This window comes from Pauljensenia sp. 20925_1_25 (assembly GCF_041433955.1).
In the GTDB taxonomy this organism is placed as follows: Bacteria; Actinomycetota; Actinomycetes; order Actinomycetales; family Actinomycetaceae; genus Pauljensenia.
Genome location: NZ_JAPWCL010000009.1, coordinates 1 through 25,688, shown reverse-complemented (window position 1 = coordinate 25,688; position 25,688 = coordinate 1). Strand labels below are relative to the sequence as shown.

Below are 25,688 nucleotides of genomic sequence, written 5' to 3'. Positions count from 1 at the left end.
CTTTCGTCACTGAGGCATAATAGGTCCTGTCCTCAGTGTTGAGTGCCGTGTAACACTGCGGTTACCGAAAAACTTATCAAGGGAGGTGTCATGGCGACTCATGATGTCGATGAGGCTATATTGACACTGATCGGCTCTGGCCAGGCAGACACGCGGCCCGCGATTGTCAAACAAACCGGACTTGCTGCGTCGACCGTGTCAGCGGCTGTATCGCGACTCGTCGAGGCCGGGATTATCGCCGAAGCGGACGAGTCTGTCTCCACGGGCGGACGCAGGGCACGCCGACTCGTCACGTCGGAGGGAGCTGGTGCACTCGCCCTCGTCGAGCTGGGAGCCCACCACGGCCTCGTCGCTTTGACCGACCCGACCTGCGGTATCGGGCGCGCCACCAGCCTCCTCATCGACATCGCAAAGGGGCCCGAGGCCGTCCTTGCAGCTGTCATGGAAGAAATCAGCCGCCAGGAGAAAGCAGCCGGCGTGCGCGTGGGTGGCCTCGCGCTGGCCGTGCCCGGTCCTGTCGATGCCGAACGTACGCGAGTTATCCGCCCCGCCCGCATGCCCGGGTGGGACGGGATTAACGTCGCCGAGGCTGTGGCACAGCAGTGTGGTCTGCCCGCGATCATCGAAAACGACGCGCGCGCGGGAGCCATCGGCGAATCCGTCTACCGGCGTCGCCTGGAGGGTGTGACCCCCATCGACACGCTCATCTACATCAAGGCCGGTTCCGCTATCGGCGGTGCCTACCTGGTCGATGGCACCCCCCTCGTCGGGCAGGGCGGCCTGGCCGGGGACATCTCGCATATCCCCATTGAGGCGGCCGCGGGCCGCCCCTGCAAGTGTGGCAACGTTGGCTGCCTGGAAACCATCGCCTCGGCCGACTCGATTCGAGCCGACCTGGCTGCCTCCGGCCTCGTCTATGAGAACAACGCACAGCTCCTGGCCGCAGCGCGCGGCGGCGTGCCCGAAGTCGCCACCGCCATCCGCCAGGCGGGGACACTCCTGGGACTCAGCGTCGCCCACCTCGTGTCCTTCCTGGCACCCCAAGGTGTCATCGTCGGCGGAGCCCTGTCCGCCGTCGACGCCTTCAGCGCGGGCGTGCGCGCCGCGCTTCACCAATCATGCCTGCCCTCCATCATGGAAGACCTGGTCATCGAGTCGTCCCGCTCCGGGCGCGATGCCGCGCTCTGGGGCCTGTCGTCCCTCACCCCCCATAAGATCTCAAAGGAGAATCGCTCATGACAAAGCCCCGCATTGCGGTCGCCGGTATCCACATCGAATCCTCGACGTTCACGCCCTATGTCTCGACCGCCGACGACTTTATCGTCACGCGCGGTGAGGAGCTGATGGACCGCTTCTACTGGCGCGACGAGGACTGGGCCACCCGGATCGAGTGGATCCCCGTCCTGCACGCACGAGCTCTGCCCGGCGGTGTCGTCGAACGCGGTGCCTACGACGCCTGGAAGGCTGAGATCCTGGAAGGCCTCGCGGCGGCCGGTCCCCTCGACGGCCTCTTCTTCGACATCCACGGTGCCATGAGCGTCCAGGGCATGGACGACGCCGAGGGCGACCTCATCAACGCGATCCGCGACGTTATCGGCCCCGATCCGATGGTCAGCGCCTCGATGGACCTGCATGGAAACGTCTCCCAGGACCTCTTCAACGGCTGCGACATCCTCACCTGCTACCGCCTCGCGCCCCACGAGGACGCCCTCGAGTCGCGCCGTCGCGCCGCCTACAACCTGGGCATGCGCCTCCTCAACGGGGCACCCAAGCCCGTCAAGGCCCTCGTCCACGTGCCCGTCCTGCTGCCCGGCGAAAAGACCTCGACCCGCATCGAACCCGCCAAGTCCCTCTACAAGATGATCGACCCCATCGAAGAAATGGACGGCATCCTCGACGCCGCCATCTGGATCGGCTTCGCGTGGGCCGACCAACCCCGCTGCAAGGGCGCGGTCGTCGTGACGGGCGACGACGCCGACCTCGTCAAGGAGCAGGCCGAGCGCATCGGCCAGTATTTCTGGGACGTGCACGACCGCTTCGAATTCGTTGCCCCCGTCGCCTCCATGGAAGAATGCCTGGCCGCCGCCGAGGAGGGCCCCAAGCCCTTCTTTATCTCCGACTCCGGCGACAACCCGGGTGCCGGCGGTGCCGACGACGTGACGGTCGCGCTCGCGGCCCTGCTCGCGTGGAAGCCCGTTCAGGAGGCGACGCTTGACGTTGTCTATGCCTCGATTATCGACCCCGTCGCGGCCGCAGTCGCGTGGGATGCAGGCGTGGGTGCCGAGGTAGACCTCGAGGTCGGTGGACACATCGACACCCGCGAGCCTGGGACCCTGAGCGTGCATGCCACGGTCGAGGCTCTCGCCGACGACCCGATGGGTGGCCACACCGCCCTGCTGCGCACCGGCGGCCTGCGCTTCATCGTCACCACGAACCGCAACCAGTACACGATGTACTGCCAGTTCGAGCTGCTCGGCGTGGACATCACCGCCGCGGACGTCGTCGTCGTCAAGATCGGTTACCTCGAGCCCGACCTGTACGAGACCCAGAAGGGCTGGCTCATGGCGCTGACCCCCGGTGGCGTCGACCAGGACCTCATCCGCCTCGGCCACCACAAGATCGACCGACCGATGTTCCCCTTCGACCCGGACATGGCAGATCCCGATCTGCACGCTCAGGTGGTTGTGCCATGAGTACCGTCAAGGGGGCAGATAGGCCGGTATTCGCGGGTATCGATATCGGCGGCACCTCCATCAAGTGGATGATCGTCGATGAGGCCGGCGCAATTCTCACGCAGGGGAGTGAACCCACAAGGTGCGAGGCCGTGGCCGAGCAGGTGGGCGACATCGGCTCCCGGTTGGCTCATGCCCATCCGGGACTGGTGGGTGTCGGACTGATTTGCCCCGGCCTCGTCGATGAGGACAACGGAACCGTCGTGTACGCGGCGAACCTGGAGCTGCGTGGCGTTCAACTCGCCCGCGCTGTCGAGGAAGCGACGGGCGTTCCCGCGGCCCTCATGCACGACGGGCGTGCCGCGGGCCTGGCCGAGGGACTCCTCGGTGCGGGGCGCGGGGCTTCCTCCTTCCTCATGATGCCGATCGGCACCGGTATTTCCGTTGCCCTCATGCTCGGCGACGCCCTGTGGAGCGGCGCGACCTTCAGTGCCGGAGAGGTCGGGCATGCGCCTATCTTCCCCGGGGGAGAGTCCTGCCGGTGCGGCTCGCGCGGGTGTCTGGAGGTCTACGCCTCCGCGAAGGGCATCGCACGCCGATACTTCCAGGCAACCGGCGAGGACATCGGCACCAAGGCCATCGAGAAAGCAATTGGCACCGACCCTGTGGCCACCGACGTGTGGGGGACCGCCGTGCGGGCTCTCGCCCTCTCGCTGACCCACATGACGCTCACCGTCGACGTCGAGCGCATCATCATCGGCGGCGGCCTGTCTCATGCGGGGGAGAACCTGCTGGCACCGCTGCGCGAGGAGTGTGCCTCGATGCTGACGTTCCGCGATACACCCGAGATCGTCCGCGCCTCCCTCGGGGGAGCGGGCGGGCGTTGGGGAGCCGCGATCCTGGCCGCCCGCGTGGGCGGATCGACCTGCTATGAAAGGTGGCAGCCGTGACGGTTGTTGAGATTTGCGTCGAAGACGCTGTGGGTGTGCGCCGCGCGCGCGATGGGGGAGCGGATCGGATCGAGATCTGCACTGACCTGTCGTGCGGGGGCCTGACCCCCGCTTTCGACGAGGTGGCTGCCGCCCTTGAGGTCGCCCCTGCGGGCGGCGTCCAGGTGCTCGTGCGCCCGCGACCCGGCAACTTCGTTCATTCGCGCGAAGAGGTCGACCGTATCGCCTCCGATATCGTGACGCTGCGCGCCATTGGTCGGGGGTCTCCCGTGCGTCTGGGCTTCGTGGTTGGTGTTTTAGCGGACGATGGGTCCATCAACGTGGAGGCGGCTGCTCGACTGCGCGACATCGCCGAGGACGCACCCCTGACCTTCCACCGGGGCTTCGACCAGGTACTCGATCAGGATCGGGGCCTCGACGTCCTCATGGAGCTGGGATATGACCGCGTGCTGACGACTGGCGGCCACCCTGCGGCTGCTCAGCCCGAGGCGCTGGCGCGCTTGGTTGAGCGCGGGGGAGAGGACATCATCATCCTCGTCTCGGGCGGCTTGCGCGCCCACAATGTTGCCGAGGTCGTGGCGGCCTCGGGTGCTCGCGAGGTCCACATGCGTGCGCCTGGGACCTCCGGCACCGATCAAGCCGAGGTCGAGCGAATTGTCGCCGCCCTGCACGGATAACTCGGCTCACGCATTTTTGGAAAATCATCCTTGATTCGTCTGACAAATCGACGTCAGCAGTGTAAGGTTAAACACATGAGAATTGGAATTTTCAACGACGAAGATCAGATCGCATCCCTCGCAGCAGACCGCATCCTCGAGGTCTACCGCGCTAAGCCGAACTTTGTGCTCGGCCTGGCCACCGGTTCCTCGCCGCTGAAGCTCTACGCGGAGCTCGTGCGCCGCTACCAGGCCGGTCAGATCTCCTTTGCCCAGGTTCGCTCCTACAACCTCGACGAGTACGTGGGCCTTCCCCGCGACCACTACGAGGGCTACGCGAACTTCATCCACCGCAACCTCGTCGACCTCGTCGACATGCCCGAGGGAGCTGCCCACGGCCCCGACGGCTGGTGCGATGACCTCGAGGCAGGTGCCGCCGCCTACGACGAGGCCATCAAGGCTGACGGCGGCATCGACATCCAGGTCCTCGGCATCGGAAGCGACGGCCACATCGGCTTCAACGAACCCGGCGGCACCCTCGCCTCGCGCACCCACGTGGGCGTCCTGACCGAGCAGACCCGCCGTGACAACGCACGCTTCTTCGATGGCGACATCGACCAGGTCCCCACGCACTGCGTCACCCAGGGCCTGGGCACGATCATGGACTCGCGCGCCCACATCTTCATCGCCACAGGCGCGGGTAAGGCGGATGCAGTCAAGGCCATGATCGAGGGCGGCGTGACTCAGCGCTGGCCCGCGTCCATCCTCCAGCACCACCCCGACGTCACCGTGCTCCTCGATGAGGCCGCCGCTTCCAAGCTCGAACTCGCAGACTTCTACAAGGAGGTCTGGGAGAAGGAACACCTGTGAGATAGTTTTCCGCGTCCCCCTGCTCCGGCCTCGCCCACGCGAGGCCGGGGCTCTGTCGCCCCTGACGCTTCGCTCCCGGCGCACGCGGCCTCCCACCTTCACGCCCATCCGGGTCGTACAATGGACCCCATGCGTAACGCCCTTGACGAACCCACCGGCCCCTCCGCGCCCTCCGGCCCTTCCACCGCGTCCTCGACCGGCCTGCTGGAGCGTACTGAGACCCGCAAGGAGCGCACCGACGGTGACGGCGATCGCTTCGCTCACTTCGTGCGCAAGGACAAGGCAAACTCTTCGATGGTGACGGGCCAGCCTGTCGTCGCCCTGTGCGGCAAAGTGTGGATCCCTACCCGCGACGCGTCGCAGTACCCGGTGTGCCCCACCTGCAAGGAGCTGCGTGACTCGATGGGGAAGAACGGGCGCAATTGGCCTTTCTCCGACGGCGGAAAGGGTTCCGACAAGTGAGCGAGACGACCCGGCGCGCACCTGTTGGCAGGCTGCGCGCCTGGCAGGCTGCTGCCTTGGACCGCTACATGGCGTCCTCCCCGCGCGACTTCCTGGCGGTCGCGACCCCGGGCGCGGGTAAGACGACCTTCGCCCTCACGCTTGCGACCGAGCTGATCGCTCGCGGCGTCGTCGATAAACTGACCGTCGTGTGCCCCACCGAGCACCTCAAAGGCCAGTGGGCCTCGAGCGCCGCACGCTTCGGCATCCACATCGACCCCGACTTCACGAACTCGCAGGGCGTGGCCGGTTCCCACTTCGACGGCGTGGCCGTCACCTACGCGCAGATCGGCTCTAATCCGGCGGTCCACGCGGCGCGTACCCGCGCCTATCGCACCCTCGTCATCCTCGACGAGATCCACCACGCCGGCGACTCCCTGTCGTGGGGCGATGGCGTGCGCGAGGCCTTCACGGATGCGACGCGTCGCCTGGCTCTGACGGGTACGCCCTTCCGTTCCGACACGTCGCCGATTCCCTTCGTCACCTACGAGGAGGATGAGGAAGGCATCCGACGCTCGCGTGCCGACTACACCTACGGCTACGGTGACGCCCTCAAGGACGGCGTCGTGCGCCCCGTCCTGTTCATGTCCTACTCGGGACAGATGGCCTGGCGCACCAACGCGGGCGACGAGGTCAGCGCCCGCCTGGGCGAGTCCCTCACCAAGGACATGATGAAGCAGGCCTGGCGCACCGCGCTCGACCCCACAGGCGAGTGGATCCCCGCCGTCCTGCGCGCCGCTGACCTACGCTTGGAGGAGGTGCGCCGCACGGTGCCCGATGCGGGTGGTCTCGTCATCGCCTCGAATCAGGACCACGCACGCGCCTACGCTCGCCACCTGCGCCTCATCACCGGCAAGGCGCCGACGGTCGTTCTGTCCGACGACGCGGATGCATCTGATCGTATCTCCGAGTTTGCGGACTCCCCCGACAAGTGGATGGTCGCTGTGCGCATGGTGTCCGAGGGCGTCGACGTCCCCCGCTTGGCTGTCGGTGTCTACGCGACGAACGCCTCCACGCCCCTCTTCTTCGCCCAGGCGATCGGCCGCTACGTGCGTGCGCGTCGCCGCGGCGAAACCGCGACCGTCTTCATCCCCTCCGTCGTGCCGCTGTTGACCCTCGCTGGCAGCATGGAGATCGAGCGCGACCATGCGCTGGACCGTCCCAGGCGCGAGGAAGCCAGCGAAGACGACATGTGGAACCCCGAGGATGCCATGGTTGCGGTCGCAAACCGCGAGGAAAAGGCATCGTCCGACCTGCTCTCCCAATTCGAGGTCTTGGGTGCCGACGCTGAGTTCGATGGCGTCCTCTTCGACGGTGCCGCGTGGGGTACGGGTGCCGAGGTCGGCTCCGAGGAAGAGCAGGAATACCTCGGCATTCCCGGCCTCCTGGACGCCGATCAGGTGACGACCTTGCTACGCGCCCGCCAGGCGGGTCAGGTCGCCGCCCAAAAGAAGACCCGCGCCGCTCAGAAAATGCGCGAGGAGAATGCGGGTATTCCCGCCCACAAGCTGCGCGCCGCCAAGCGCAAGGAACTCCAGCATCTGGTTTCCACCTGGTCTCGCCGCTCGGGCGAAACCCATGCGACCATCCATTCGCGCCTGCGCTCGCGCTGCGGCGGCCCCGAGGTCGCCCAGGCCACAACCGAGCAGATCGAAGCGCGCATCGCTCTGCTGCGCGAGTGGTTCGTCGGCCGCCACTGACGCCCCACCGCGCACCCGGGTACGCTGATTCAACGACCGAGCCCTGGCCTCGTCCCTCCGATTGAGAAGGACGAGGCCAGGGCTTCGTCATACGTCGAGCTGGGGTCAGTCGACTTTTTCGTAGCGCGTGGGGATAGCAGCCTCGCCCTCGGACAGGCGCCACGCCTGGTAGGGCAGTTCGTTGCGGGCGCGCAGGTGGCGCTCCTGGGCGCGCGACAGGGCCTCGGAACCCCAGGCGTCGGCGTCGATCTGGCCGCCGCGAACCAGCTGGACCTGCAGCGGACGGGCACCACGCTCGGCCAGCAGAGCCTGGCCCTCCTCGAAGGAGGTGCCGACGAGCAGGAGCTCCTCGGTCGCGTAGCCGTCCTCGCCCAGGACACGACCGGCGACCTTGCGACCGCCGACCGTGGACTTCGACTCGGCCTTCTTGGCGACAAGCACAGTCTCGCCGTTGGAATCCTCACGCTGAACGACCTTGTAGACCAGGGCGGCCGTCGGCACACCCGAGCCCGTCACCAGCTTGGTGCCCACGCCGTAGGAATCCACGGGGGCCGCGCCGAGGGCGGCGATCGCGTACTCGTCCAGGTCGGAGGTCACCGTGATCTTGGTCGAGGTGGCACCCATCGCGTCAAGCTGTCCGCGCACCTTGAACGCCTGGGCAACCAGGTCGCCCGAGTCCAGGCGCACCGCGCCCAGCTCGCCGCCCGCAGCGCGCGCGGCCTCAACCGCGTTAATGACGCCCTGCCTGATGTCGTAGGTGTCCACGAGCAGCGTCGTGCCAGCGCCCAGCTTGGCGACCTGGGAATCGAAGGCATCGCGCTCAGTGTCGTGCAGGAGCGTGAACGCGTGGGCGGCCGTGCCAATGCAACGGATCCCATAGCGCTTGGCCGCCTCGAGGTCGGAGGTACCCTGGAAGCCACCGATGATGGCGGCGCGCGCGGCGGAGACTGCGGCGCGCTCGTGGGCGCGGCGCGCACCCATGTCCATGCAGGGGCGACCGTGGGCCGCGATCGTCATACGCGAGGCTGCCGAGGCCACCGCGCAGTCGTGGTTGAGAATCGACAGGAGCAGCGTCTCCAGGAGCGTGCAGTCCGCGAAGGTGCCCTCAACGGTGAGCAGGGGCGAACCGGAGAAATAGCACTCGCCCTCGGCGTAGCCCCAGATGTCGCCCGAGAAACGCCACGTTGTCAGGAACTGGGCGGCCTCCTCGGAGATGATCCCCTGGTCGCGTAGCCAGTCGATCTGCTCGGCGTCGAACTCGAAGCGCTCGAGGGCCTCGAGAATGCGACCGGTACCGGCCACGACGCCAAAGCGACGCGTGGCGGGCAGGCGGCGCCCGAACAGCTCAAACGTGCAGCGACGATGCGCGGTGCCATCCTTGAGGGCGGCGTCGAGCATCGTGAGCTCGTACATATCAGTCAGCAATGAAGTAGATGTCGATGCAGGCATACTGTGAGCCTACCCTGAGAAGCGTGTCACCGGCACGCGAATTCTCTTCCATGGTCGCTCATTTGGACCTAGGGTTGACATATGAGCATGATCGTCCAACCGGTACCGCGCACGCACGAGGCCTCCACCTCCGTGCCCCGTTGGCGTACCGTCGTATGGGACGACCCGGTCAATCTCATGAGTTACGTCACTGCCGTGTTTCGCGAGTACTTCGGCTACTCCACCTCCCGCGCTGAAGAACTCATGATGGCGGTCCACACGCGCGGGCGGGCGACCGTGTCCACGGGCGTGCGCGAGCGCGTCGAGGCCGACGTTATGGCCATGCACTCCTACGGTCTGCACGCCACCATCGAAGAGGACAGGGACTGACCCCATGGAAGCCTTCGCCTATCGCGACGGCGGCTTCTCCTCATCGATGAGCCGCGGCGAAGCCCTCCTCCTGCGCCAACTCGCCAGCGAGGTCCTCGTGGTCCTCGACGATCCCGGCGACTTCGCCACGACCTCGTCAATGATCAACGCCGCCACCGAAACCGAACAGCGCAGGGAAGCTCCACGCGAGCGCAGCCTGCGCATGCTGCTGCCCTCCATGAGTGACGACGACGAGGACGCTGCGCGGATGCGCGCCCTCACCGAGGACCTGTTGCGCACCGAAAAGTCCGTGCGGCTACGCGCGATGGTGAGCGATCTTGAACACATCACGTACGGGGGTGGAGACACACTCGTGATCCCCCGGAACGGGGTGTGGAAGTGGCTCGCAGCGCTCAACGATATTCGGTTGGGCTTGGCCGGTGAGCTGGAGCTATCCGATCAATCCGACGCGCAGCGCATCGAAGAACTGGCGATGAGTGAGCCGACCGGGGAGCGCGCGCAGACGGTCGCCGCGATCTACATGCTCGTCACGTGGTGGCAGGACTCACTGCTGGACGCCGTGAATAAATCTCAGTAAGGAATAAGGTCGAGTACATGAATAACGCCCCGATCGGAATCTTCGACTCGGGCCTGGGTGGGCTGACGGTAGCCCGTGCGGTCATCGATAAGCTGCCCGACGAAGAGATCATCTACCTGGGCGACACCGAGCACACGCCCTACGGTCCGCGTGCGATCGCGCAGGTGCGCTCGCTGACCCTGTCCGCCCTCGACGAGCTGGCCTCGCGCGGAGTCAAGGCCCTGGTCATTGCCTGCAACACGGCCACGGCCGCCGCGCTCGCGGACGCGCGCGAGCGCTATTGGATCGACGCTGGCATCCCCGTCATTGAGGTCATCACGCCTGCGGCGCGCCAGAGCGTCATCGCCACGCGCAACCATCACGTCGGCGTGATCGGTACGAAGGCGACCATCCAATCCGAGGCGTACCTGCGCGCGCTCGCCGCCGTTCCCGGTCTGACCGTGAGCCAGCAGGCGTGCCCTGCTTTCGTCGAGTTCGTCGAGGCCGGGGTGACTACGGGTGAGGAGATCGAATCCGTTGCCCGCGAGTACCTGACACCGCTGAAGGACGCGGGCGTGGACACCCTGATCCTGGGATGCACGCACTACCCGCTGCTGACGGGCGTTATCGGCCGCGTCATGGGTGAAGGCGTCACGCTCGTGACCTCCTCGGAGGCGACCGCGAACGTCACCTACAACGAACTGGTGGATCGCGGCCTCCTGCACGACCCGTGGCCCGCTGGCAAGGGTCCGCAGCATCAGTTCCTGGCGACGGGCGCGTCGGACACGTTCCCGCTCCTGGCTCGTCGCTTCCTGGGACCCGAGGTGGGCACGGTGTCCCAAGTCAACACCGGTGGGGGAATCGCGTGAAGCTGACCGTTATTGGCGCGACAGGTTCCATGTCGGGCCCGCAGTCTCCCGCGTCTTCCTACCTGGTGCAGGCGCGCGGCGTTGATCCCTTCTCGGGGGTCGAGCGTACCTTTTCGCTCGTGTGCGACATGGGGCCCGGCTCCTTTGGCGCGCTGTGGGTTCACGTGTGCCCGTGCGAGCTGGATGCCCTGGCGCTGTCTCACTGCCATGCCGATCACATGGGCGACATCATCTCGCTGCAGGTGTACCGCAAGTGGGGGCCGGGTTCGTGCGCGATTCGGCCCATGTCCCTGTTCGGGCCGGGCGAGACGCTTCACCGTGTGCGTCAGATCGAGGGCGCACCTGAGGGTGAGTCCTACGAGGGGGAGTTTGCGTTCACGCAGCTTCGCCTGGGCGACACCTACGATGTTGGTCCGATGACGATCCAGCCGTTCCGTGCCCTGCACCCCGTGGAGTCTTTCGGTCTTCGCATCGAGGGCCCGTCGGAGGAGGATCCTGCGCGCCGCGTCGTCCTGTTCTATACGGGTGACACCGACCTGTGCGACACGATTATTGAGGGCGCGCGCGGGGCCGATGTACTCCTCAGCGAGGTGGGCTTCACCTCGGATGAGACCGAACCCAACATGCATATGGATGGAATCCGCGCGGGCACTCTTGCCACGCGCGCGGGTGTGGGCCGCATGATCGCCACCCACATCCAGCCGTGGACCCCAAAATCCCGGGTGGCCTCGGAGATTCGTCAGACGTGGTCGGGTCCCCTCGACTTCGCAGAAGCGCGGATGGTCGTTTCCTTCTAATTCACCGTCGCCCCGGCCTTGTTCGTACGAGGCCGGGGCGACGGTGTTGCGCTCAGTCCGCCTGGGCGGCGTAGGAGTTGTGGCGCTGCCATTCAGTGAGGAAGGAGACGACGCGCGCGGGGCCACCGCCCTCGCTCCACCCGTGGTTCTTGTGCCGGAGCAGGATCTTGCGGGTACCCAGCGACGGCAGGGGGGTGATCCGCATACCAGTCCTGTGGGCACCGGCGAGCGCCATTGCCGGCAGGATCGTCGAACCCGCGCGGGCGCGCACGAGGGAGCGGGCGGCCTCGTAGGTGGTGTACAGGTGGGGTGCCCAGCTGGTGTCCGGGAACGCCTTGGTGATGCGGCGCATGACGTGGTCTCCGCTGGAACCCGGGCTGACGCGCAGCCACGTCAGGTCCGCGAGGTCTTCAATGGAACGGATCGGGGGAGCGGAATCAGGGGTGACCAACACCCACGGTTCGTCAATGAATGGAATGTCCGTGTATCCGCGTGGGGGCAAACCGGGGTCCTCGTCGCGTTCGATGACGAGGATGTCAAAGCGTCCCGTGCGCAGGGCTGCCATGCCGGGGGTCTCCTCCGTTTCCTCGATGCGCAGGTCGATGCCGGGCAGAGCCTCCTCCAAGTCGGGCAGCGCCGGGATCAGGGTGGAGCGGCAGATCGTCAGGAATGCCCCCAGTGTGACCGTGCCTGTCACCTGGCCGGTTAGTGGCCTCAGGGCCTTGAGAGCTTCGGCGATGTCGGCGTTGATGCGTTCGCCGGCCTCGGCGACGATGGTGCCGGCGGGGGTCAGGATCGCCCCGGACGTCGTGCGCTCGACGAGCTTGAGGCCCACTTCTTCCTCAAGCTTTTGGATCTGCTGAGAGACCGCCGAGGGGGAGACCATGAGGATGTCCGCGGCAGCCACGATGCCGCCTTCGCGTGCGACCGACAGGAGGAACGGCAGGCGGCGAGGATCAATGTCCATGAGCACTCCATCGTTAAGTGAAACTGCAAGATAACTATAGAACCATTCAATTGTGCTTGACTACTGGAAGGTGGACAATGAGTGCCATGACCATCTCGCACCTGGCAATCGTGATCCTCGGATGGGTTGGTGCCGCCGCCTCCATCGCCGCCTATTACCTCGTCTCCACCAAGCGCTTCGCTCCCGACTCTCTGCGCTACCACACGTTGAATGCGTCCAGCTGCATCCTCCTGGCCCTGGCATGCGCATCCACGGGTGCGTGGCCGTCTTTCCTGACCAACGCCATCTTTATCGGTGTCGGATTCACCATGATCTGGCGTGTGCGCGACCGCCTTGTACGCCGTCTTCTTCAGGTCGTGCGCTTCTTCGACGTGCGGCGATTCCTTCCCCGGCGTCAGCACCTGGCGCGCGCACGCTGACGCGGAGCGTGTGGGGGCGGGCTGGGGTCGCCCCCGCGCGCGTATGTTCCTTCCGGATTAATTAAGAACTGGATGGGTGAACAGTCAATACTGTGTCAACGTATCTCAAGGAAAAGTCTGTAAGAAACGCTTCACTGAAAAATTAGAGAGAATCGATGGAAAGAGACGAGAAAAAGGGGGATCATAGGAGCATGATGCGGTGACAGATCCATCGCACGGTACTCAAAGAGGAGCACACAATGTCTCGTTTCGTCACATCACTCCTTCAACGCCTCGCCCATCACAGCAGAATGCGCCAACAGCGCAACCCGCTGCAGTACTCGATGGACCGCCCCTTCTTCGGGAACCTCGTCGCCCGCTGATGGAGCGCCCGCCGGGCGTACACAAGTGCCGGACACCCCTTGGGTGCCCGGAACAATCATGTTGGGGGTTAGCCGCGCAGGTACTCCACGATGTGGGGCATGAGCGCGCGGAAGGCGATGCCGCGGTGGCTGATCGCATTCTTCTGCTCGGCGCTCATCTGTGCGGTTGTGACCTCGAAGCCCTCGGGGACGAAGATCGGGTCGTAGCCGAATCCGCCCTCGCCGCGGGGGGAGCGCGTCAGCGTGCCGCGCACCTCGCCGCGCTCGACGAACTCGCGCCCATCCGGCGTTACCAGGACAGCCGCCGACACGAAGGCGGCACCGCGGTGGCGGTCGGGCACATCGGAGAGCTGATCAAGGAGCAGGCGCAGGTTCGCCTCGTCATCCCCGTGGGAGCCGGACCAACGCGCGGAGAAGATGCCGGGTGCACCACCCAGTACATCCACCGTGATACCGGAGTCGTCGGCGATGGCCGCCAGGCCGGTGGCACGTGCCAACGCGCGGGCCTTGATCAGGGAGTTCTCCTCGAAGGTCACTCCGTCCTCGACCGGGGAAGCCACGTCGAAGTCGCTCATGCGCGCCACACAGCCGGCCTCGAAGCCTTCCCACGCGGGGGCCAAGATGGCCTCGAGTTCGCTGACCTTGTGCGCGTTGGAGGTCGCAAAGACCAAGCGCGCGCTCACGGGCGCACCTCGACGCGCTCCATAAGGGGAGCTTCGAGCGCCAGCTTCTGGGCCGCGGCAAGCCGGGCGTTGCCCAGCGTTGCCAGGTCCAGCAGTTCGTTCAGCTCGTCGCGGTTGAAGGGCGCGTGCTCGGCGGTGCCCTGCACCTCGATGAAGCGGCCATCGCCTGTCTGGACGACGTTCATGTCAGTCTGCGCGCGCACGTCCTCGACGTAGGGCAGGTCCAGCATGGGGGTGCCGTCGATGACGCCCACGGAGATCGCGGAGATCGAGTCAGTGAGGACGGTCGTGGAGGGCTTGAGGATGCCCTGTTCCTTCGCCCAAGACACCGCGTCGGCCAGGGCCACGTAGGCACCGGTGATCGCCGCAGTGCGGGTGCCGCCGTCGGCGCGCAGGACATCGCAGTCCAGGACGATGGTGTTCTCACCGAGCGCGGACACGTCGACGATGCCGCGCAGGGAGCGGCCAATGAGGCGCGAGATCTCCTGGGTGCGCCCGCCCACCTTGCCCTTGACGGATTCGCGGGAGGAACGCTGTTCGGTGGCGCGCGGGAGCATCGAGTACTCGCCGGTCACCCAGCCCTCGCCGGAGTCGCGCTTCCAACGCGGCACGCCCTCAGTGAAAGAGGCGACACACAGGACGCGGGTGTTGCCGAACTCAATGAGAACGGAGCCCTCGCCGGTACCCGACCAACCGCGGGTAATGGAGACGGGACGGAGCTGGGACGGGGTGCGCCCATCGGCGCGCAGGGGAGTGTTTGTCATAGTGCCTAGGGTAGCTCACCGCGTTACCGTGGAGTTATGAGTCTTGATCTACCTCTCGTCCGCGGTCACGTCGATCCGGCTGTTGCGCTGCGCGATTCCGTGGCTCCGGTCGCCCTCGTGCGCGCCGGTGAGGCCGATGTCATCGTTGTTGACTCCTCCGGTTTCGTCCTCCTTGACGAGGCCGTGGCATCGTCCTCGGATACGCCGACTTTGCGACGCCTGAGTGGGGACGAGGCCACGCGTGCGCTCGAGGGATCCACGGCCTCGTTCATTGGGGTGGCGGGCGACCGCCCGATTGTTGCGCTCGAGACGAGCCGGGATGAGGCAGAGGGCGCCTGGGAGCACCTGCGTGCGGTCGGGTGGAGGCTCGACGGCGACGAAGCCGCCGTGGCCCTGACTGCGGTCGCGCTGGCCGGATGGCATGCCACCTACCATTTTTGCGGGCGATGCGGCTCGCCCGTGTCCCTGGAGTCGGGCGGCTGGGCGGCCCGCTGCGCGGCCTGTGACCGTGTCGAGTACCCCCGCCAGGACCCGGCGATTATCGTCCTCGTCCAGGACCACGACGGGCGCGTGCTGCTGGCGCACAACGCACTGTGGAAGCCGGGTTTCGTCTCGATCATCGCCGGCTACGTCGAGGCTGGGGAATCCCCGGACGTGACGGTCGCGCGTGAGGTAGCCGAGGAGGTTGGCATCGAGATTGAGACGCCCACCTACGTCGCGACCCAGCCCTGGCCCTTCGGGCGCTCGCAGATGATGGGATACCGTGCCCGCACGCGTCAGCCGCGCCCCACCCCGCAGGCGGACGGCGTCGAGATCGAGTGGGCACGCTTCTACAGCCGCGAGGAGCTGACGCGCACGCTCGAATCCGGGGAGATCAGCGCGCCCGGACGCGCGTCCATCGCCTACGCGCTCCTCGCCGACTGGTATGGCACCGACCTGCCGAGCGGACCGGACGGCGCGGGACGCAACTGAGGGCGGGCAATGGAACAATGGGGAGCATGAACCCCGAGGAACTGCTCGACGCCCTGGACCCCGATCAGCGCGCCGTCGCCACGCAGGTGGCCGGCCCGCTCGCCGTGCTGGCCGGCGCGGGCACAGGTAAAACGCGGGCGATCACGTACCGCATCGCCTACGGGGCCACCGTCGGGGCTTTTGACCCATCCAACGTGCTGGCCGTGACCTTCACGCAGCGCGCCGCCTTCGAGATGCGACACCGCCTGTCCCAGCTGGGGGTTCCCAAGGCGCAGGCACGCACCTTCCACTCCGCGGCGCTGCGCCAGCTGCGCCATTTCTGGCCCACCGTCGTGGGCGGTCCCCTGCCCGACGTCGTGCCGCACAAAGCCTCCCTTGTCGCCGCCGCCGCCGCCCGCCTCGGCATTGCGTTTGACCGCACGAACGTGCGCGACATCGCCGCCGAGGTCGAATGGGCGAAAGTCTCGATGATCGACGCCGCGCACTACGCCTCGCGCGTGGAACGCCTGGGACGAGACGTACCCGCCGGGCTGGACGCGCTCGACATGGCACGCCTCCTCGACGTGTATGAGGACGCGAAAAACGAACGAGGAGTCATCGACTTCGAGGACATCCTCATCTACCTGTGTGGCATGCTGCAGGAACGCGCCGACGTCGCCTCCATCGTGCGCAAGCAGTACCGATCCTTCGTGGTCGATGAGTTTCAGGACGTCAACCTCCTCCAGGCGCGCCTCCTCGACCTGTGGCTGGGTGGTCGCCACGACGTGTGCGTCGTCGGCGACGTCGCGCAGACGATCTACTCCTTCACGGGCGCGTCCCCGGTCTATCTGACGGGGTTCGGACGCAAACACCCCGGTGCTCGCATCGTCGAACTGACGCGCGACTACCGCTCCACTCCGCAGATCGTGACCCTGGCCAACGACGTCCTCGCCCGCGCCACCCAGCGCGACGGCACAGTGCGCCTGTCCAGCCAGCGCGACGGGGGAGCGCACGTCGGATACTGCACCTACGAGGACGACCACGCCGAGGCCGAGGGAGTCGCCGTACAGATCGCTGATCTCATCGCCGGCGGCACCCAGCCCCACAACATTGCTGTCCTCATGCGCACCAATGGCCAATCTCAAGCCTTCGAGGAAGCCCTGGGCGCGCGCGGCATTCCCGTGGCCGTCGCCGGAGGAAAACCCTTCTTTGCCCGCGACGACGTGCGCACCGCGATCTCGCGCCTGCGCGCCGCGGCCACAGCCTCGGAAGAGGGAACCGTGGGAGAGGTCGTACGCGAGGTTCTCTCCGGCGTCGGCTGGTCTCCCGAGGCCCCTTCGGCCCAAGCGGGTTCTGAGCGCTGGTCGAATATGAACGCTATCGTCGGGTGGGCCGACGACTCACAGGCACCCACGCTGGCTGCCTTCGTCGCCGAACTCGACGAGAGGATTGCCTACCAGGTCGAACCCGACAAGGAAGGCGTCGAGCTGGCCACAATCCACGCCGCCAAGGGCCTCGAGTGGGATGCAGTCTTCCTGGTTGGCCTCTCAGAGGGCCTGCTGCCCATCTCGTACGCGAAAACCCCCGAAGCCCGCGAGGAGGAACGACGCCTGCTGTACGTGGCCGTCACCCGAGCCCGCGACCTTCTCACCCTGTCGTGGGCGCGCTCGCGGGGCGTGGATGGGCGGGGCAAGCGTCAGCGCAGTCGCCTCCTGGACGGTATTTGGCCTAAAGAACGGCGCTCCGGATCGTTCGCGCAGGGCGTCGGCGCGCCGAAGAAGAAGGCGCGTCCCTCCACCCGTGCGCTCAACCAGGCTTTCGAGGAGGAGGCCTCGCCCCAGGCCATCGAGCTATTCGGGCGGCTCAAGGCGTGGCGCCTCGAAGTGGCCCGCCTGGCGAGCGTGCCGCCGTACACGGTCTTTACCGATCAGACGCTGCGCGACATCGCCGTGGCGATGCCGAAGAACACGACGCAGCTGCGCGTTATCCGCGGTATCGGAGACGTCAAAGTGCAGCGCTTCGCGGCCCCCGTCCTCGCTCTCGTGCGCGGCGAAGAGGTCACCGTCGAGGAGGGAGCCTGATCTAGCAGGCCAGCCCGCAGATTCCGCACACGCATTCGGGCGCGGGCACGGTGCGCTCGACGGTGATGGTCCCGTCCTCGTCGACGGTGGCGACCTCGGCGCACAGCTGCGCGGTGAGGTCGCCTGAGGCGAAGTCGCGTACCAGGCGCGCTATGCGCAGGGCGGCGGCGTAGTGGGCGAGCATGGATAGGGGTCCGAGGGGCCAATTCATGAGTTCACGCAGATGTGAGAGCCGATAGGGGTCGGCCTCGGCCCGCGCGTGTTCACAACACTGGAAGCAGGGGGTGACGCCCGGGATGACGAAGGGGCCGATCTCATAGGAGTGCTCGCCGCGCGTCACTATGAGGTGCGGGACGTCGCGGACTGTCAGGTCGAAGGGGATGCCGGGGTCGACGACGCGGTCGGCGGACACGAGCGCCACGTCGACGTCGCCTTGGAGGTGCAGGTGGGGCAAGGGGATCAGGGGCGCTAGATCGCGTCGTAGCGCGCGGGCGCGGGGCGTGCCGGTGAAGGACCCGCCGAAGACCCTGTCCCAGTCCTCGTCCACCTGCTGTTCGGCATCGACCGCCAGGGAGAGGCGCAGCGTATCCACGAGGGACCGCAGCGCGAGGACGGTCCCGGGTGTCGCACCGAGGACCCCCACGCGCAGGAGCACGCGACGGTCCTCATCGTCGATGAGATGAGCGCGGCTGAGCCTGGCGATGAGCTCCGGCGAGGCCTGGGCGGGTTCGGGGGATCGGGGAGAGCGAGCCTGGTTGCTCAGCCAGATCTGGTCGCTTGCGTGCAGGTTCTCCATGAGGACGTGGTGGGTTCGGTCCCCGCCGACTTGGGCGACTCCGGGGCCGCGCCACAGGACCGCCGTATTGGGTGCCAGGTTCATGACGATCTCCTTTGTTTCATGCCTGTTGAGATCATCATGAACCTGTGGGCACCACTGGCGCAGCGTTTTAAAAAATCTGTGGAAAACTTGTCAGATCATTCCGCTTCGCGCTTGTCTGAATCGTCCGGTGAGGTGTCTTCGGACTGGTGCTCCTGATCGCTCGAACCAGCCACGGCCTCGTCCCCGGGTTCCAGTCCTTCGGCCCAGCCGAGCGTGCCGTCAAGCAACGAGGTGAGGGCGGCATCGATATCCGCGTCCTCCTCTGCTGCGGCTCGGCGCAGCGTCAGGAACGTGTCGGGCGTCGCCAACTCAGTGTCGGAGGGCACCATGTCCGGGTGAGACCACAGGGCCTCACGGGCGTCACGCCCACCGTCAGCCTCGACGAGCGAGAAGATCTGCGCGGCTCCTCGCGCCTGGCGCGGGCGCATCTGCAGGCCCATCAGGGTTCCGAGAATTTCCTCCGCGGGACCGCCCGACGCGCGGCGCCGACGCATCATCTCGCGCAGCGCGTCCGCGTGAGGCAGGTAAGGCAGTGTCGCGCGGGCAGTGACGACCTCGACCCAGCCCTCGATGAGAGCCAACATGGTTTCCAAGCGCGTGAGAGCACGGCGCTGATCGGGCGTCATCGACAACGCAAACACGCCGCCGCTGAGCGCCGACTCAACGGACGCGGGGTCCGAGGGATCCACCGAGCGGGCCGCCTCAGAAATGGCCTCCGTGTCGATCGTGATCTGCGACGCGTAGCGCTCGACCGCGCGCACGAGGTCACCTTCCAGCCACGGCACGGATGCAAAGAGACGCCGGTGGGCAGCCTCGCGCACAGCCAGGAACTGGCGCACCTCATCGAAGGGCGCGTCCAGGCCGTCGGCGAACTGCGCGACGTTGTGGGGCAGCAGGGCAGCGTGCGAGGTGTCCGATAGGGGGATGCCCGTGTCGTAGGTGCCAAACGACTCGCCGGCCAGGGCGCCCAGGGCGCGTGCGAGCTGCGCGGAGAACATCATCGCCGACAGGCGGGGCATCATCTCCTGCGTCTTGCCCAGCATCGCCGCCATCCCGTCGGGCAAAGGTACGTCACTATCGACGCCGCCCTCGCCGAACTGCTCGGAGAGCGCGCTGGATAGGGCGCGCGACACGTTGAGTGCTATGGGTTCGCAGATGCGCTTCCACGTGGGGATCGTGTGCTCAACCCACGCGACCTTGCTCCACACGTCGCGGGTGACGGGACCGGACGCGAAGTCCGTGACGGCGTCCAGCCACAGGTCAGCGATCGTCATCGCCTGGCGCGCTGCTTCGGCCTCGGTCGCCGTAGGGGCCTGGTCGCCGCTCGTGTAAGCGGCCTGCTTGGCGCTGTCTTCCACGACGCGCCAGTTCACCGGCCCGGCCGTCGTGTTCATGAGGAACTGGAACTGACCCAGGGCCGCCTGCATGCGAGCGGGGTCGGAAAACTCGGGAGGCAGGTTCGTCGGATCGAAGCCCTGGGCCTCAAGAGCGCGGGCGGCCTCGGCGGCTGCCTCGTCTCCCAGGATGGAGCGCAGGAAATCCTCAAAGGGGGTGCCAGACTCGTTCTCATTCATGGCCACAGACTAGCGGGCGGGCGTTGATCCGGGCTGACAAAACCCTGCGAAAACGCTAAGAGCATAAGGGGTGGGCGTGCGCGTCAAACGCCGGTGCGACACAATTGCACGGTGAATGAAACCGAGATGACCTCGACACACGACGACGCGCTCGCCCTCCAGGAGGGGGACCGGGAAGAACGCGCCCCGCTTGTGAGCTGGCGGCTGGCGACGGCCTTCATCGCTCTGGTTGCGATGGCGGTGATACTCTTCTGGGTGCCCGTCCCCTTCGTGGTCTCCAGCCCCGGGCCGACCTTTAACGTGTTGGGTTCCGCCAATGGTGAACCGATGATCGCCATCGAGGGCACTGACCCCACGACGGGGGAGGAAGTGCAGCTCGACGACGCCCAGTCGGCGTCGGTCACCGCCAAGGCGAAGCCCGGCCAGGGCCAGCTGCGCATGGTCACGGTCTCCGAGGCGGGTGGCCCCGGAAACCGTCTGAACTTCGCTCAGCTGGTGGGCGCTTACTTCGACCCCCACTCCAAGATCACCGACTACGAGTCTGTTTATCCTGCTGGAACCACCCAGGACAAGGTGAGCGACGCGCAGTCCGCCATGATGCGTAACTCGCAGACGACCTCTCAGGTCGCGGCCCTCGAGTACCTCGGCTGGGACGTCCCGGCGACTGTGACGATTGCGGGCACGACGGAAGGGTCCAACGCGGAGGGCATCGTCCAGGAAGGCGATATCCTGTTGGCGATCACGACCCCCGACGGCACGCGCCACGACATTACACGCGCCTCCACGCCCTTCACACTCATGCGGACCGTGCCCGCGGGGAGCCTCATGACGGTCACGGTCGAGCGCGATGGCGTCACCCAGGACTTGTCTTTCGACTCGATCGCCGTCTCTGCGACCGAGCCGGGTTCGAAGCTCGGCATCTACCTGACCGTGGATCCCTCCCTGCCCGTTGATATCTCCTTCAACCTGGAGGGTGTGGGTGGTCCGAGCGCCGGCATGATGTTCTCCCTTGGCATCATTGACCGCCTGACCCCGGGCGACATGACCGGTGGCAACGCGATCGCGGGCACCGGCACGATGTCCTTCGACGGCCAGGTCGGCGCAATCGGCGGCATTCAACAGAAACTGTGGGGTGCGCACGACGACGGTGCCCAGTGGTTCCTGGCCCCTGCTGAGAACTGCTCCGAGGTCGTCGGGCATGTCCCGGATGGCCTGAACGTCGTGAAGGTCTCCAACCTGTCCGAGGCCGCCACGGCCGTCGCTACAATCGCGGAAGGTAACGGGGCGACCCTGCCGACCTGCCAGTAACGCTTCCTTCGCTCCCGCCGCGTGTGCTGAGGGGAGAACTGAGCCCCGACCTCGTCCCTGTCACCCAAGGAACGAGGCCGGGGCCGCTCTGTGGTCAGGCCTGCTCGTCCGTCACCGGCTCGAGGGACGCGCGCAGAGCATCGACCAGTGCGGGAACCAGGACGGAGCCCTGCCCGACCTTATCGTCGGAGTCGAAAGCGCGCGTGCGCAGTGCGCACCACGACTCGCCCGTGCGCATAACGCCTACGGCCAGGCGCACGTCCGTACGCGCGGGGTGGTTCGAAATGAACTCGAGGGCCTCCTCGGGATCCTCGGGGGCCTCATCCTCGACCTCCGGGGGAACCACGATGCGCTCAACCGTGAGCGCGGCACCCGGGACGGCCTCGGGCCACGCCAGATGAGCAAGCACCTGCTCGATGTCGTCGGTGTCCAGATCCTCCTGAATAATCGCGCTCAGGTGATCCTCCGAGCCATCCCACCCGCCGCGGAGCTGCTCCGCGATGTCTGCGGGCAGATTCGGGTCGGCGAGCAGCATCGCCGTGGGAACCAACGCGTAAATCGACGGCGCATGATCCCACCCGACCCGGGCGGCACCCTTTTCAATATCAACAACCACGTTGGCCAGCGCAATCTGTCGCGCACTCGGCATCATCTCAACTGTCATAAGCCCATAATCTCACGGAGAGCGGACAAAACAGCAACGAAGAACAACGTGCTCGCCGGTAGACTGGGACATAGCTTTCGGTTTAGCAGAGAGGATTGCTGTGAGCTTCCCATTTTCGGTCTTCGGATCCGATGAGCCACGCCACCCACGAGGGCCGCGAACGCCACACGTCGAGGTGAAGCTGCGCAAGCCCGGCCCCGGTACGATCACGGTTGGTGCGCTCATCGCCATCATCGGCGTTATCTACGGTGCCTCCATCGTCTGGACGGAGATCCTGTGGTTCCGTCAGATGAGCGCGACTCGCGTCATCCTCACCCAGTGGGGGGCTCACATCGGCCTCTTCGTGCTCGGCCTGCTGGTTGCGACCGGCCTGCTGTACTTCTCCATGGCCTACGCCTACCGTCACCGCGCATCCTCTACGCGCGGGCAGGCCTCAGCGTCGCTGCGCGCCTACCAGGAGGCCCTCGAGCCCGTGCGGCGCGCGGCCTTTTGGGGGGTCGCCCTCTTCTTCGGCTTTACGAATGGCGCACGGCTGGCCACCGAGTGGCGTACGCTCCTGCAATTCCTCAACGCCTCCTCCTTCCATCAGGTTGACCCCCAGTTCGGCCTGGACATTTCCTTCTTTGTGTTCGTCCTGCCCGCGATCAAGGTGCTCGTCTCCTTCCTGATGAGCGTCACCGGCATTGGTCTGGCCGCCGCCCTGGTCGTCAACTACCTGTACGGGACGATCCGCCTGGCCCCGCGCCCCCACGCCTCCAAGCATGCGCGCCTGCAGACCGGCCTCATGGCGGCCACCCTGTCCATTTTCATTGGGATCAACTACTGGCTGGGCCGCTACGAGCTGCTCACCCAGGACTCCGGCTCCATCCACGGTGCCATGTACTCCGACATCAACGCCAAGCTGCCCGCCCACTCCATCCTGGCGGTCATCTCCTTCCTGGTCGCCGTCCTCTTCGTCGTCGCAGCCTTCCGCGGCACGTGGCGCCTGCCCGTCACCGGCGTGGCCGTCACCGTTGTTGCCGCGCTCATCCTGGGTGGTGCCTATCCCGCCCTCATCGAGCAGTTCCGCGTGCGCCCCAACCAGCGCACCCTCGAATCCCCCTACATCCAGCGCAACATTGACGCGACCCTGGCTGCCTACGGCCTCGACGACGTCGACTACCAGACGAACTACGACGCGGCCACCACGGCCTCGGCTGGCCAATTCGACAACGACACCCTGACCTCTCAGGTGCGCCTGCTCGACCCCAAGGTCATCACGAAGACCGTCCAGCAGCTCCAGCAATCCCGCCTGTACTACGGCTTCAACTCCGGCATGAAGGTCGACCGCTACAACGTGGGCGGCGAGCGCCGCGACACCGTCATCTCGGTGCGCGAACTCAACCTGAACGGCTTGTCCGCCGAGCAGCAGACGTGGGTCAACCAGCACACCGTCTACACGCACGGCTTCGGCGCGGTCGCCGCCTACGGTAACCAGCTGACCAGCGACGGACTGCCCTCCTACTGGGAGCAGTCCGTGCCCTCCGTCGGTGAGATGGGACAATACGAGGAGCGCGTCTACTTCAGCCCGGGTTCTCCCAACTACTCGATCGTCGGTGCGCCCGAAGGCGCGGCTCCCCAGGAACTCGACTATCCGGATGACACTGCCGTCGGTGGCCAGGTCTCCACGACCTTCACCGGCAACGGCGGCCCCTCCGTGGGCAATACCTGGAACAAGCTCCTGTACGCGATCAAGTTCGGCTCCACCGACCTGTTCTTCTCCTCCCAGACGAACGAGGCCTCGCAGATCCTCTACGACCGCGACCCGCTGCTGCGCGTAGCCAAGGTTGCTCCCTACCTGACGCTCGAGCAGTCCGCCTACCCGGCGGTTGTCGATATGGACGGGGACCCCTCGACCGACAAACGCCTCGTGTGGGTGGTCGACGCTTATACGACCACGAACAACTACCCCTACGCCCAGCACGAGTCCCTCTCGGACGCGACCGTGGACTCCCAGTCCACGCAAATGGGCCAGTACGTCCAGAACAACAAGATCAACTACATGCGTAACTCCGTCAAGGCCGTCGTCGACGCCTACGACGGTTCCGTGCGTCTGTTCCGCTGGGACGAGACGGATCCGATCCTGCGTACCTGGGAGAAGATCTACCCCGGCAGCGTCGAATCCATGTCCGCTATCTCCGGCGATCTTATGAGCCACCTGCGCTACCCCGAGGACATGTTCAAGGTCCAGCGCAACCTGCTGGCCACCTACCATGTGACCGACGCGTCCGGCTTCTATTCGGGCGGTGACCGTTGGCGCCTGGCCGAGGAAACCTCGACGTACGGGGATGCCTCTGCTTCCTCATCCTCGCAGCGTGTGGACGCCAACGGCAATCCCGTGTCCGCACCGACCTCGCTGCAACCCCCGTACTACCTGACCATGCAGATGCCCGGACAGGAGAGTGCCGAGTTCTCGCTGACCTCCGTGTTCGTGCCCGGTGGCGGCGGCGAGGGGCGTCGCGAGGCCATGGCTGGCTTCCTCGCGGTCGACTCCGAGACGGGCAACACGCCGGGTCAGGTGCGCGAGGGCTACGGCAAGCTGCGCCTGCTCGCGCTGCCCTCGTCGACGACCGTGCCCGGCCCCGGCCAGGTGCAGAACAAGTACGACTCCGACGAGAAGATTGCCACCCAGCTGAACCTGCTTAACCAGGCCGACTCGACCGTTATTCGAGGCAACCTCCTGACCCTGCCGGTGGGCGGCGGCCTGCTCTACGTCCAGCCCGTCTACGTCCAGGGCACCGGATCGGCGTCCTACCCCGTGCTTCGCTCGGTGCTGACAGCGTTCGGCGACAAGGTCGGCTTCGCGCCCACCCTCGAGGAATCGCTGCGCCAGCTGGTCGCCGACGATGGGACTTCCACGACGCCCGCGCCCTCCACGCCGACGGGCGGCGGTGGGGGACAGTCCAGTGCGCCCGCTTCGGGCGATCCTGCGGTGCAACTGAGCCGGGCCGTCACCGATGCTGCGCAGGCGATGCGTGACGCTGACGCCGCGATGAGCAAGTCGGACTGGATCGCCTACGGTGAGGCACAGACTCGCCTGCACGATGCGCTCACGCGCGCTGAGGCCGCGCAGACGGCGCTCGGCACCACTTCGTCCGGTGCCGCGGCGACGCCGAGTCCGACCCCGTCGCCCACAGATGGTGCCGCAACGCCGTCGCCGTCTCCCTCCGCGGAGGCGCAGAGCGGCTCATAGGCCCATGTTCCCTTACCGGCGCGCCCGGCTTCGCACCCTCAAGGGCTGTGGGCCGGGCGCTTGCCGTCTCTAGGATGGAGACGCGCGCTCCGGAGCGTGCAGTGTCGCTCGAGCAATCGGGCGTGACAGAATCACACGCGGAAGGATGATCAATGAGTGCGCCTCAGGCGACGTCCAGTGCCGCCGCATCTGGAGACCTAGCTCACGACTGCTTTGCTTGACCTCGGTTGATTCAGGTGGTAAAGTTTTAACCACCGACGCGGGGTGGAGCAGTTCGGTAGCTCGCCGGGCTCATAACCCGGAGGTCGCAGGTTCAAATCCTGTCCCCGCTACCACCAAGAACCCGGTCCCGACAGGGACCGGGTTCTTTATGTTTCAGCACGTATCGTCCAGCGAAGGGTTAAGGGTCAAAAT

At 66.3% G+C, this 25,688-nt stretch carries 24 protein-coding genes and 1 tRNA gene; 18 read left to right on the top strand and 7 right to left on the bottom strand.

Features of this window, described 5'->3' with window-relative positions:
- The first annotated feature begins 90 nt into the window (after positions 1 to 90).
- The 7 genes from O3932_RS05555 to O3932_RS05525 all read left to right on the top strand — a co-directional run bounded on the left by O3932_RS05555 (position 91) and on the right by O3932_RS05525 (position 7,349).
- Positions 91 to 1,239, top strand: a complete 1,149-nt coding sequence (locus O3932_RS05555) for an ROK family protein (protein WP_371536802.1) — start codon at positions 91 to 93, stop codon at positions 1,237 to 1,239.
- Positions 1,236 to 2,693, top strand: coding sequence for a M81 family metallopeptidase (locus tag O3932_RS05550; protein WP_371536800.1), 1,458 nt, complete (start codon positions 1,236 to 1,238; stop codon positions 2,691 to 2,693). Before O3932_RS05555 ends, O3932_RS05550 begins: the two co-directional genes overlap by 4 nt.
- Positions 2,690 to 3,622, top strand: a complete 933-nt coding sequence (locus O3932_RS05545) for an ROK family protein (RefSeq protein WP_371536798.1) — start codon at positions 2,690 to 2,692, stop codon at positions 3,620 to 3,622. Before O3932_RS05550 ends, O3932_RS05545 begins: the two co-directional genes overlap by 4 nt.
- Positions 3,619 to 4,299 carry a copper homeostasis protein CutC gene (locus tag O3932_RS05540; protein WP_371536795.1) on the top strand — a complete coding sequence of 227 codons (681 nt, stop codon included), beginning with the start codon at positions 3,619 to 3,621 and terminating at the stop codon, positions 4,297 to 4,299. Before O3932_RS05545 ends, O3932_RS05540 begins: the two co-directional genes overlap by 4 nt.
- Before the next feature lie 75 nt (positions 4,300 to 4,374).
- Positions 4,375 to 5,148 carry a glucosamine-6-phosphate deaminase gene (nagB, locus tag O3932_RS05535; protein ID WP_009648735.1) on the top strand — a complete coding sequence of 258 codons (774 nt, stop codon included), beginning with the start codon at positions 4,375 to 4,377 and terminating at the stop codon, positions 5,146 to 5,148.
- Between the two features lie 129 nt (positions 5,149 to 5,277).
- The gene (locus tag O3932_RS05530) at positions 5,278 to 5,610 is read left to right on the top strand and encodes a DUF3039 domain-containing protein (RefSeq protein ID WP_009647810.1); all 333 of its coding nucleotides are present in this window, start codon (positions 5,278 to 5,280) and stop codon (positions 5,608 to 5,610) included.
- Positions 5,607 to 7,349, top strand: a complete 1,743-nt coding sequence (locus O3932_RS05525; RefSeq protein ID WP_371536792.1) for a DEAD/DEAH box helicase — start codon at positions 5,607 to 5,609, stop codon at positions 7,347 to 7,349. Before O3932_RS05530 ends, O3932_RS05525 begins: the two co-directional genes overlap by 4 nt.
- Before the next feature lie 105 nt (positions 7,350 to 7,454).
- Here the strand turns inward: O3932_RS05525 and O3932_RS05520 are convergent, their stop codons facing one another.
- Entirely contained in the window at positions 7,455 to 8,798 is a 1,344-nt protein-coding gene (locus tag O3932_RS05520) for a nicotinate phosphoribosyltransferase (RefSeq protein ID WP_314568162.1), read from the bottom strand.
- A gap of 81 nt (positions 8,799 to 8,879) precedes the next feature.
- Here O3932_RS05520 and clpS point away from each other — a divergent pair, with 81 nt between their 5' ends.
- The 4 genes from clpS to O3932_RS05500 are packed head-to-tail and all read left to right on the top strand — an operon-like array spanning position 8,880 to position 11,389.
- The gene (clpS, locus tag O3932_RS05515; protein WP_009647808.1) at positions 8,880 to 9,167 is read left to right on the top strand and encodes an ATP-dependent Clp protease adapter ClpS; all 288 of its coding nucleotides are present in this window, start codon (positions 8,880 to 8,882) and stop codon (positions 9,165 to 9,167) included.
- Positions 9,168 to 9,171: 4 nt separating this feature from the next.
- Positions 9,172 to 9,744: a DUF2017 family protein gene (locus O3932_RS05510; protein ID WP_009647795.1), complete on the top strand. Its 573-nt coding sequence runs from the start codon at positions 9,172 to 9,174 to the stop codon at positions 9,742 to 9,744.
- Positions 9,745 to 9,761: 17 nt separating this feature from the next.
- The gene (gene murI, locus O3932_RS05505; RefSeq protein ID WP_009647792.1) at positions 9,762 to 10,592 is read left to right on the top strand and encodes a glutamate racemase; all 831 of its coding nucleotides are present in this window, start codon (positions 9,762 to 9,764) and stop codon (positions 10,590 to 10,592) included.
- Positions 10,589 to 11,389, top strand: coding sequence for an MBL fold metallo-hydrolase (locus O3932_RS05500; protein ID WP_009647793.1), 801 nt, complete (start codon positions 10,589 to 10,591; stop codon positions 11,387 to 11,389). Before murI ends, O3932_RS05500 begins: the two co-directional genes overlap by 4 nt.
- A gap of 52 nt (positions 11,390 to 11,441) precedes the next feature.
- Here the strand turns inward: O3932_RS05500 and O3932_RS05495 are convergent, their stop codons facing one another.
- Complete coding sequence (locus O3932_RS05495) at positions 11,442 to 12,356, bottom strand: LysR family transcriptional regulator (RefSeq protein WP_296503869.1); 915 nt, start codon at positions 12,354 to 12,356, stop codon at positions 11,442 to 11,444.
- Between the two features lie 86 nt (positions 12,357 to 12,442).
- Here O3932_RS05495 and O3932_RS05490 point away from each other — a divergent pair, with 86 nt between their 5' ends.
- Together O3932_RS05490 and O3932_RS05485 are read left to right on the top strand one after the other, a co-directional pair.
- On the top strand, positions 12,443 to 12,775 hold the full coding sequence (locus O3932_RS05490; RefSeq protein ID WP_371536788.1) for a hypothetical protein: 333 nt from the start codon (positions 12,443 to 12,445) through the stop codon (positions 12,773 to 12,775).
- A gap of 239 nt (positions 12,776 to 13,014) precedes the next feature.
- Positions 13,015 to 13,137, top strand: a complete 123-nt coding sequence (locus tag O3932_RS05485) for a hypothetical protein (protein WP_009647796.1) — start codon at positions 13,015 to 13,017, stop codon at positions 13,135 to 13,137.
- A 68-nt stretch (positions 13,138 to 13,205) separates the two neighbouring features.
- Here O3932_RS05485 and rdgB read toward each other — a convergent pair whose 3' ends face one another.
- Together rdgB and rph are read right to left on the bottom strand one after the other, a co-directional pair.
- Positions 13,206 to 13,820 carry an RdgB/HAM1 family non-canonical purine NTP pyrophosphatase gene (gene rdgB / locus O3932_RS05480; RefSeq protein WP_009647805.1) on the bottom strand — a complete coding sequence of 205 codons (615 nt, stop codon included), beginning with the start codon at positions 13,818 to 13,820 and terminating at the stop codon, positions 13,206 to 13,208.
- Positions 13,817 to 14,584 (bottom strand): ribonuclease PH, encoded by a 768-nt coding sequence (gene rph, locus O3932_RS05475; protein ID WP_314736016.1) that lies wholly within the window; start codon positions 14,582 to 14,584, stop codon positions 13,817 to 13,819. The genes rdgB and rph overlap by 4 nt, the downstream gene beginning before the upstream one ends.
- A 36-nt stretch (positions 14,585 to 14,620) precedes the next feature.
- Between rph and nudC the strand changes: the two genes are divergently transcribed.
- On the top strand, positions 14,621 to 15,556 hold the full coding sequence (gene nudC, locus O3932_RS05470; protein ID WP_371536786.1) for an NAD(+) diphosphatase: 936 nt from the start codon (positions 14,621 to 14,623) through the stop codon (positions 15,554 to 15,556).
- Positions 15,557 to 15,582: 26 nt separating this feature from the next.
- Entirely contained in the window at positions 15,583 to 17,616 is a 2,034-nt protein-coding gene (locus O3932_RS05465; RefSeq protein ID WP_371536783.1) for an ATP-dependent DNA helicase UvrD2, read from the top strand.
- A 1-nt stretch (position 17,617) separates the two neighbouring features.
- Here O3932_RS05465 and O3932_RS05460 read toward each other — a convergent pair whose 3' ends face one another.
- Together O3932_RS05460 and O3932_RS05455 are read right to left on the bottom strand one after the other, a co-directional pair.
- Positions 17,618 to 18,496: a hypothetical protein gene (locus tag O3932_RS05460; protein ID WP_299239190.1), complete on the bottom strand. Its 879-nt coding sequence runs from the start codon at positions 18,494 to 18,496 to the stop codon at positions 17,618 to 17,620.
- A gap of 95 nt (positions 18,497 to 18,591) precedes the next feature.
- On the bottom strand, positions 18,592 to 20,070 hold the full coding sequence (locus tag O3932_RS05455; RefSeq protein WP_371536780.1) for a zinc-dependent metalloprotease: 1,479 nt from the start codon (positions 20,068 to 20,070) through the stop codon (positions 18,592 to 18,594).
- Between the two features lie 126 nt (positions 20,071 to 20,196).
- Here O3932_RS05455 and O3932_RS05450 point away from each other — a divergent pair, with 126 nt between their 5' ends.
- A complete protein-coding gene (locus tag O3932_RS05450; protein WP_296505431.1) occupies positions 20,197 to 21,378 on the top strand; it encodes a S16 family serine protease in 1,182 nt (393 codons plus the stop codon).
- Between the two features lie 94 nt (positions 21,379 to 21,472).
- Here the strand turns inward: O3932_RS05450 and O3932_RS05445 are convergent, their stop codons facing one another.
- Positions 21,473 to 22,042 (bottom strand): PPA1309 family protein, encoded by a 570-nt coding sequence (locus O3932_RS05445; RefSeq protein ID WP_034504592.1) that lies wholly within the window; start codon positions 22,040 to 22,042, stop codon positions 21,473 to 21,475.
- A gap of 175 nt (positions 22,043 to 22,217) precedes the next feature.
- On the opposite strand from O3932_RS05445, the gene O3932_RS05440 reads away from it, so the two are divergent.
- Together O3932_RS05440 and O3932_RS05435 are read left to right on the top strand one after the other, a co-directional pair.
- Positions 22,218 to 25,274 (top strand): UPF0182 family protein, encoded by a 3,057-nt coding sequence (locus O3932_RS05440; RefSeq protein ID WP_371536863.1) that lies wholly within the window; start codon positions 22,218 to 22,220, stop codon positions 25,272 to 25,274.
- A 258-nt stretch (positions 25,275 to 25,532) separates the two neighbouring features.
- Positions 25,533 to 25,609, top strand: a tRNA-Met gene (locus O3932_RS05435).
- Positions 25,610 to 25,688 lie beyond the last annotated feature (79 nt).

Excerpts from the sequence above, each read along its gene's own strand:
- O3932_RS05555 (WP_371536802.1), top strand. The coding sequence starts at position 91 with ATGGCGACTCATGATGTCGATGAGGCTATATTGACACTGATCGGCTCT.
- O3932_RS05550 (WP_371536800.1), top strand. The coding sequence starts at position 1,236 with ATGACAAAGCCCCGCATTGCGGTCGCCGGTATCCACATCGAATCCTCG.
- O3932_RS05545 (WP_371536798.1), top strand. The coding sequence starts at position 2,690 with ATGAGTACCGTCAAGGGGGCAGATAGGCCGGTATTCGCGGGTATCGAT.
- nagB (WP_009648735.1), top strand. The coding sequence starts at position 4,375 with ATGAGAATTGGAATTTTCAACGACGAAGATCAGATCGCATCCCTCGCA.
- O3932_RS05530 (WP_009647810.1), top strand. The coding sequence starts at position 5,278 with ATGCGTAACGCCCTTGACGAACCCACCGGCCCCTCCGCGCCCTCCGGC.
- O3932_RS05520 (WP_314568162.1), bottom strand. The coding sequence starts at position 8,798 with ATGCCTGCATCGACATCTACTTCATTGCTGACTGATATGTACGAGCTC.
- clpS (WP_009647808.1), top strand. The coding sequence starts at position 8,880 with ATGAGCATGATCGTCCAACCGGTACCGCGCACGCACGAGGCCTCCACC.
- O3932_RS05510 (WP_009647795.1), top strand. The coding sequence starts at position 9,172 with ATGGAAGCCTTCGCCTATCGCGACGGCGGCTTCTCCTCATCGATGAGC.
- murI (WP_009647792.1), top strand. The coding sequence starts at position 9,762 with ATGAATAACGCCCCGATCGGAATCTTCGACTCGGGCCTGGGTGGGCTG.
- O3932_RS05495 (WP_296503869.1), bottom strand. The coding sequence starts at position 12,356 with ATGGACATTGATCCTCGCCGCCTGCCGTTCCTCCTGTCGGTCGCACGC.
- O3932_RS05490 (WP_371536788.1), top strand. The coding sequence starts at position 12,443 with ATGACCATCTCGCACCTGGCAATCGTGATCCTCGGATGGGTTGGTGCC.
- O3932_RS05485 (WP_009647796.1), top strand. The coding sequence starts at position 13,015 with ATGTCTCGTTTCGTCACATCACTCCTTCAACGCCTCGCCCATCACAGC.
- rph (WP_314736016.1), bottom strand. The coding sequence starts at position 14,584 with ATGACAAACACTCCCCTGCGCGCCGATGGGCGCACCCCGTCCCAGCTC.
- nudC (WP_371536786.1), top strand. The coding sequence starts at position 14,621 with ATGAGTCTTGATCTACCTCTCGTCCGCGGTCACGTCGATCCGGCTGTT.
- O3932_RS05465 (WP_371536783.1), top strand. The coding sequence starts at position 15,583 with ATGAACCCCGAGGAACTGCTCGACGCCCTGGACCCCGATCAGCGCGCC.
- O3932_RS05460 (WP_299239190.1), bottom strand. The coding sequence starts at position 18,496 with ATGAACCTGGCACCCAATACGGCGGTCCTGTGGCGCGGCCCCGGAGTC.
- O3932_RS05455 (WP_371536780.1), bottom strand. The coding sequence starts at position 20,070 with ATGAATGAGAACGAGTCTGGCACCCCCTTTGAGGATTTCCTGCGCTCC.
- O3932_RS05450 (WP_296505431.1), top strand. The coding sequence starts at position 20,197 with ATGACCTCGACACACGACGACGCGCTCGCCCTCCAGGAGGGGGACCGG.
- O3932_RS05445 (WP_034504592.1), bottom strand. The coding sequence starts at position 22,042 with ATGACAGTTGAGATGATGCCGAGTGCGCGACAGATTGCGCTGGCCAAC.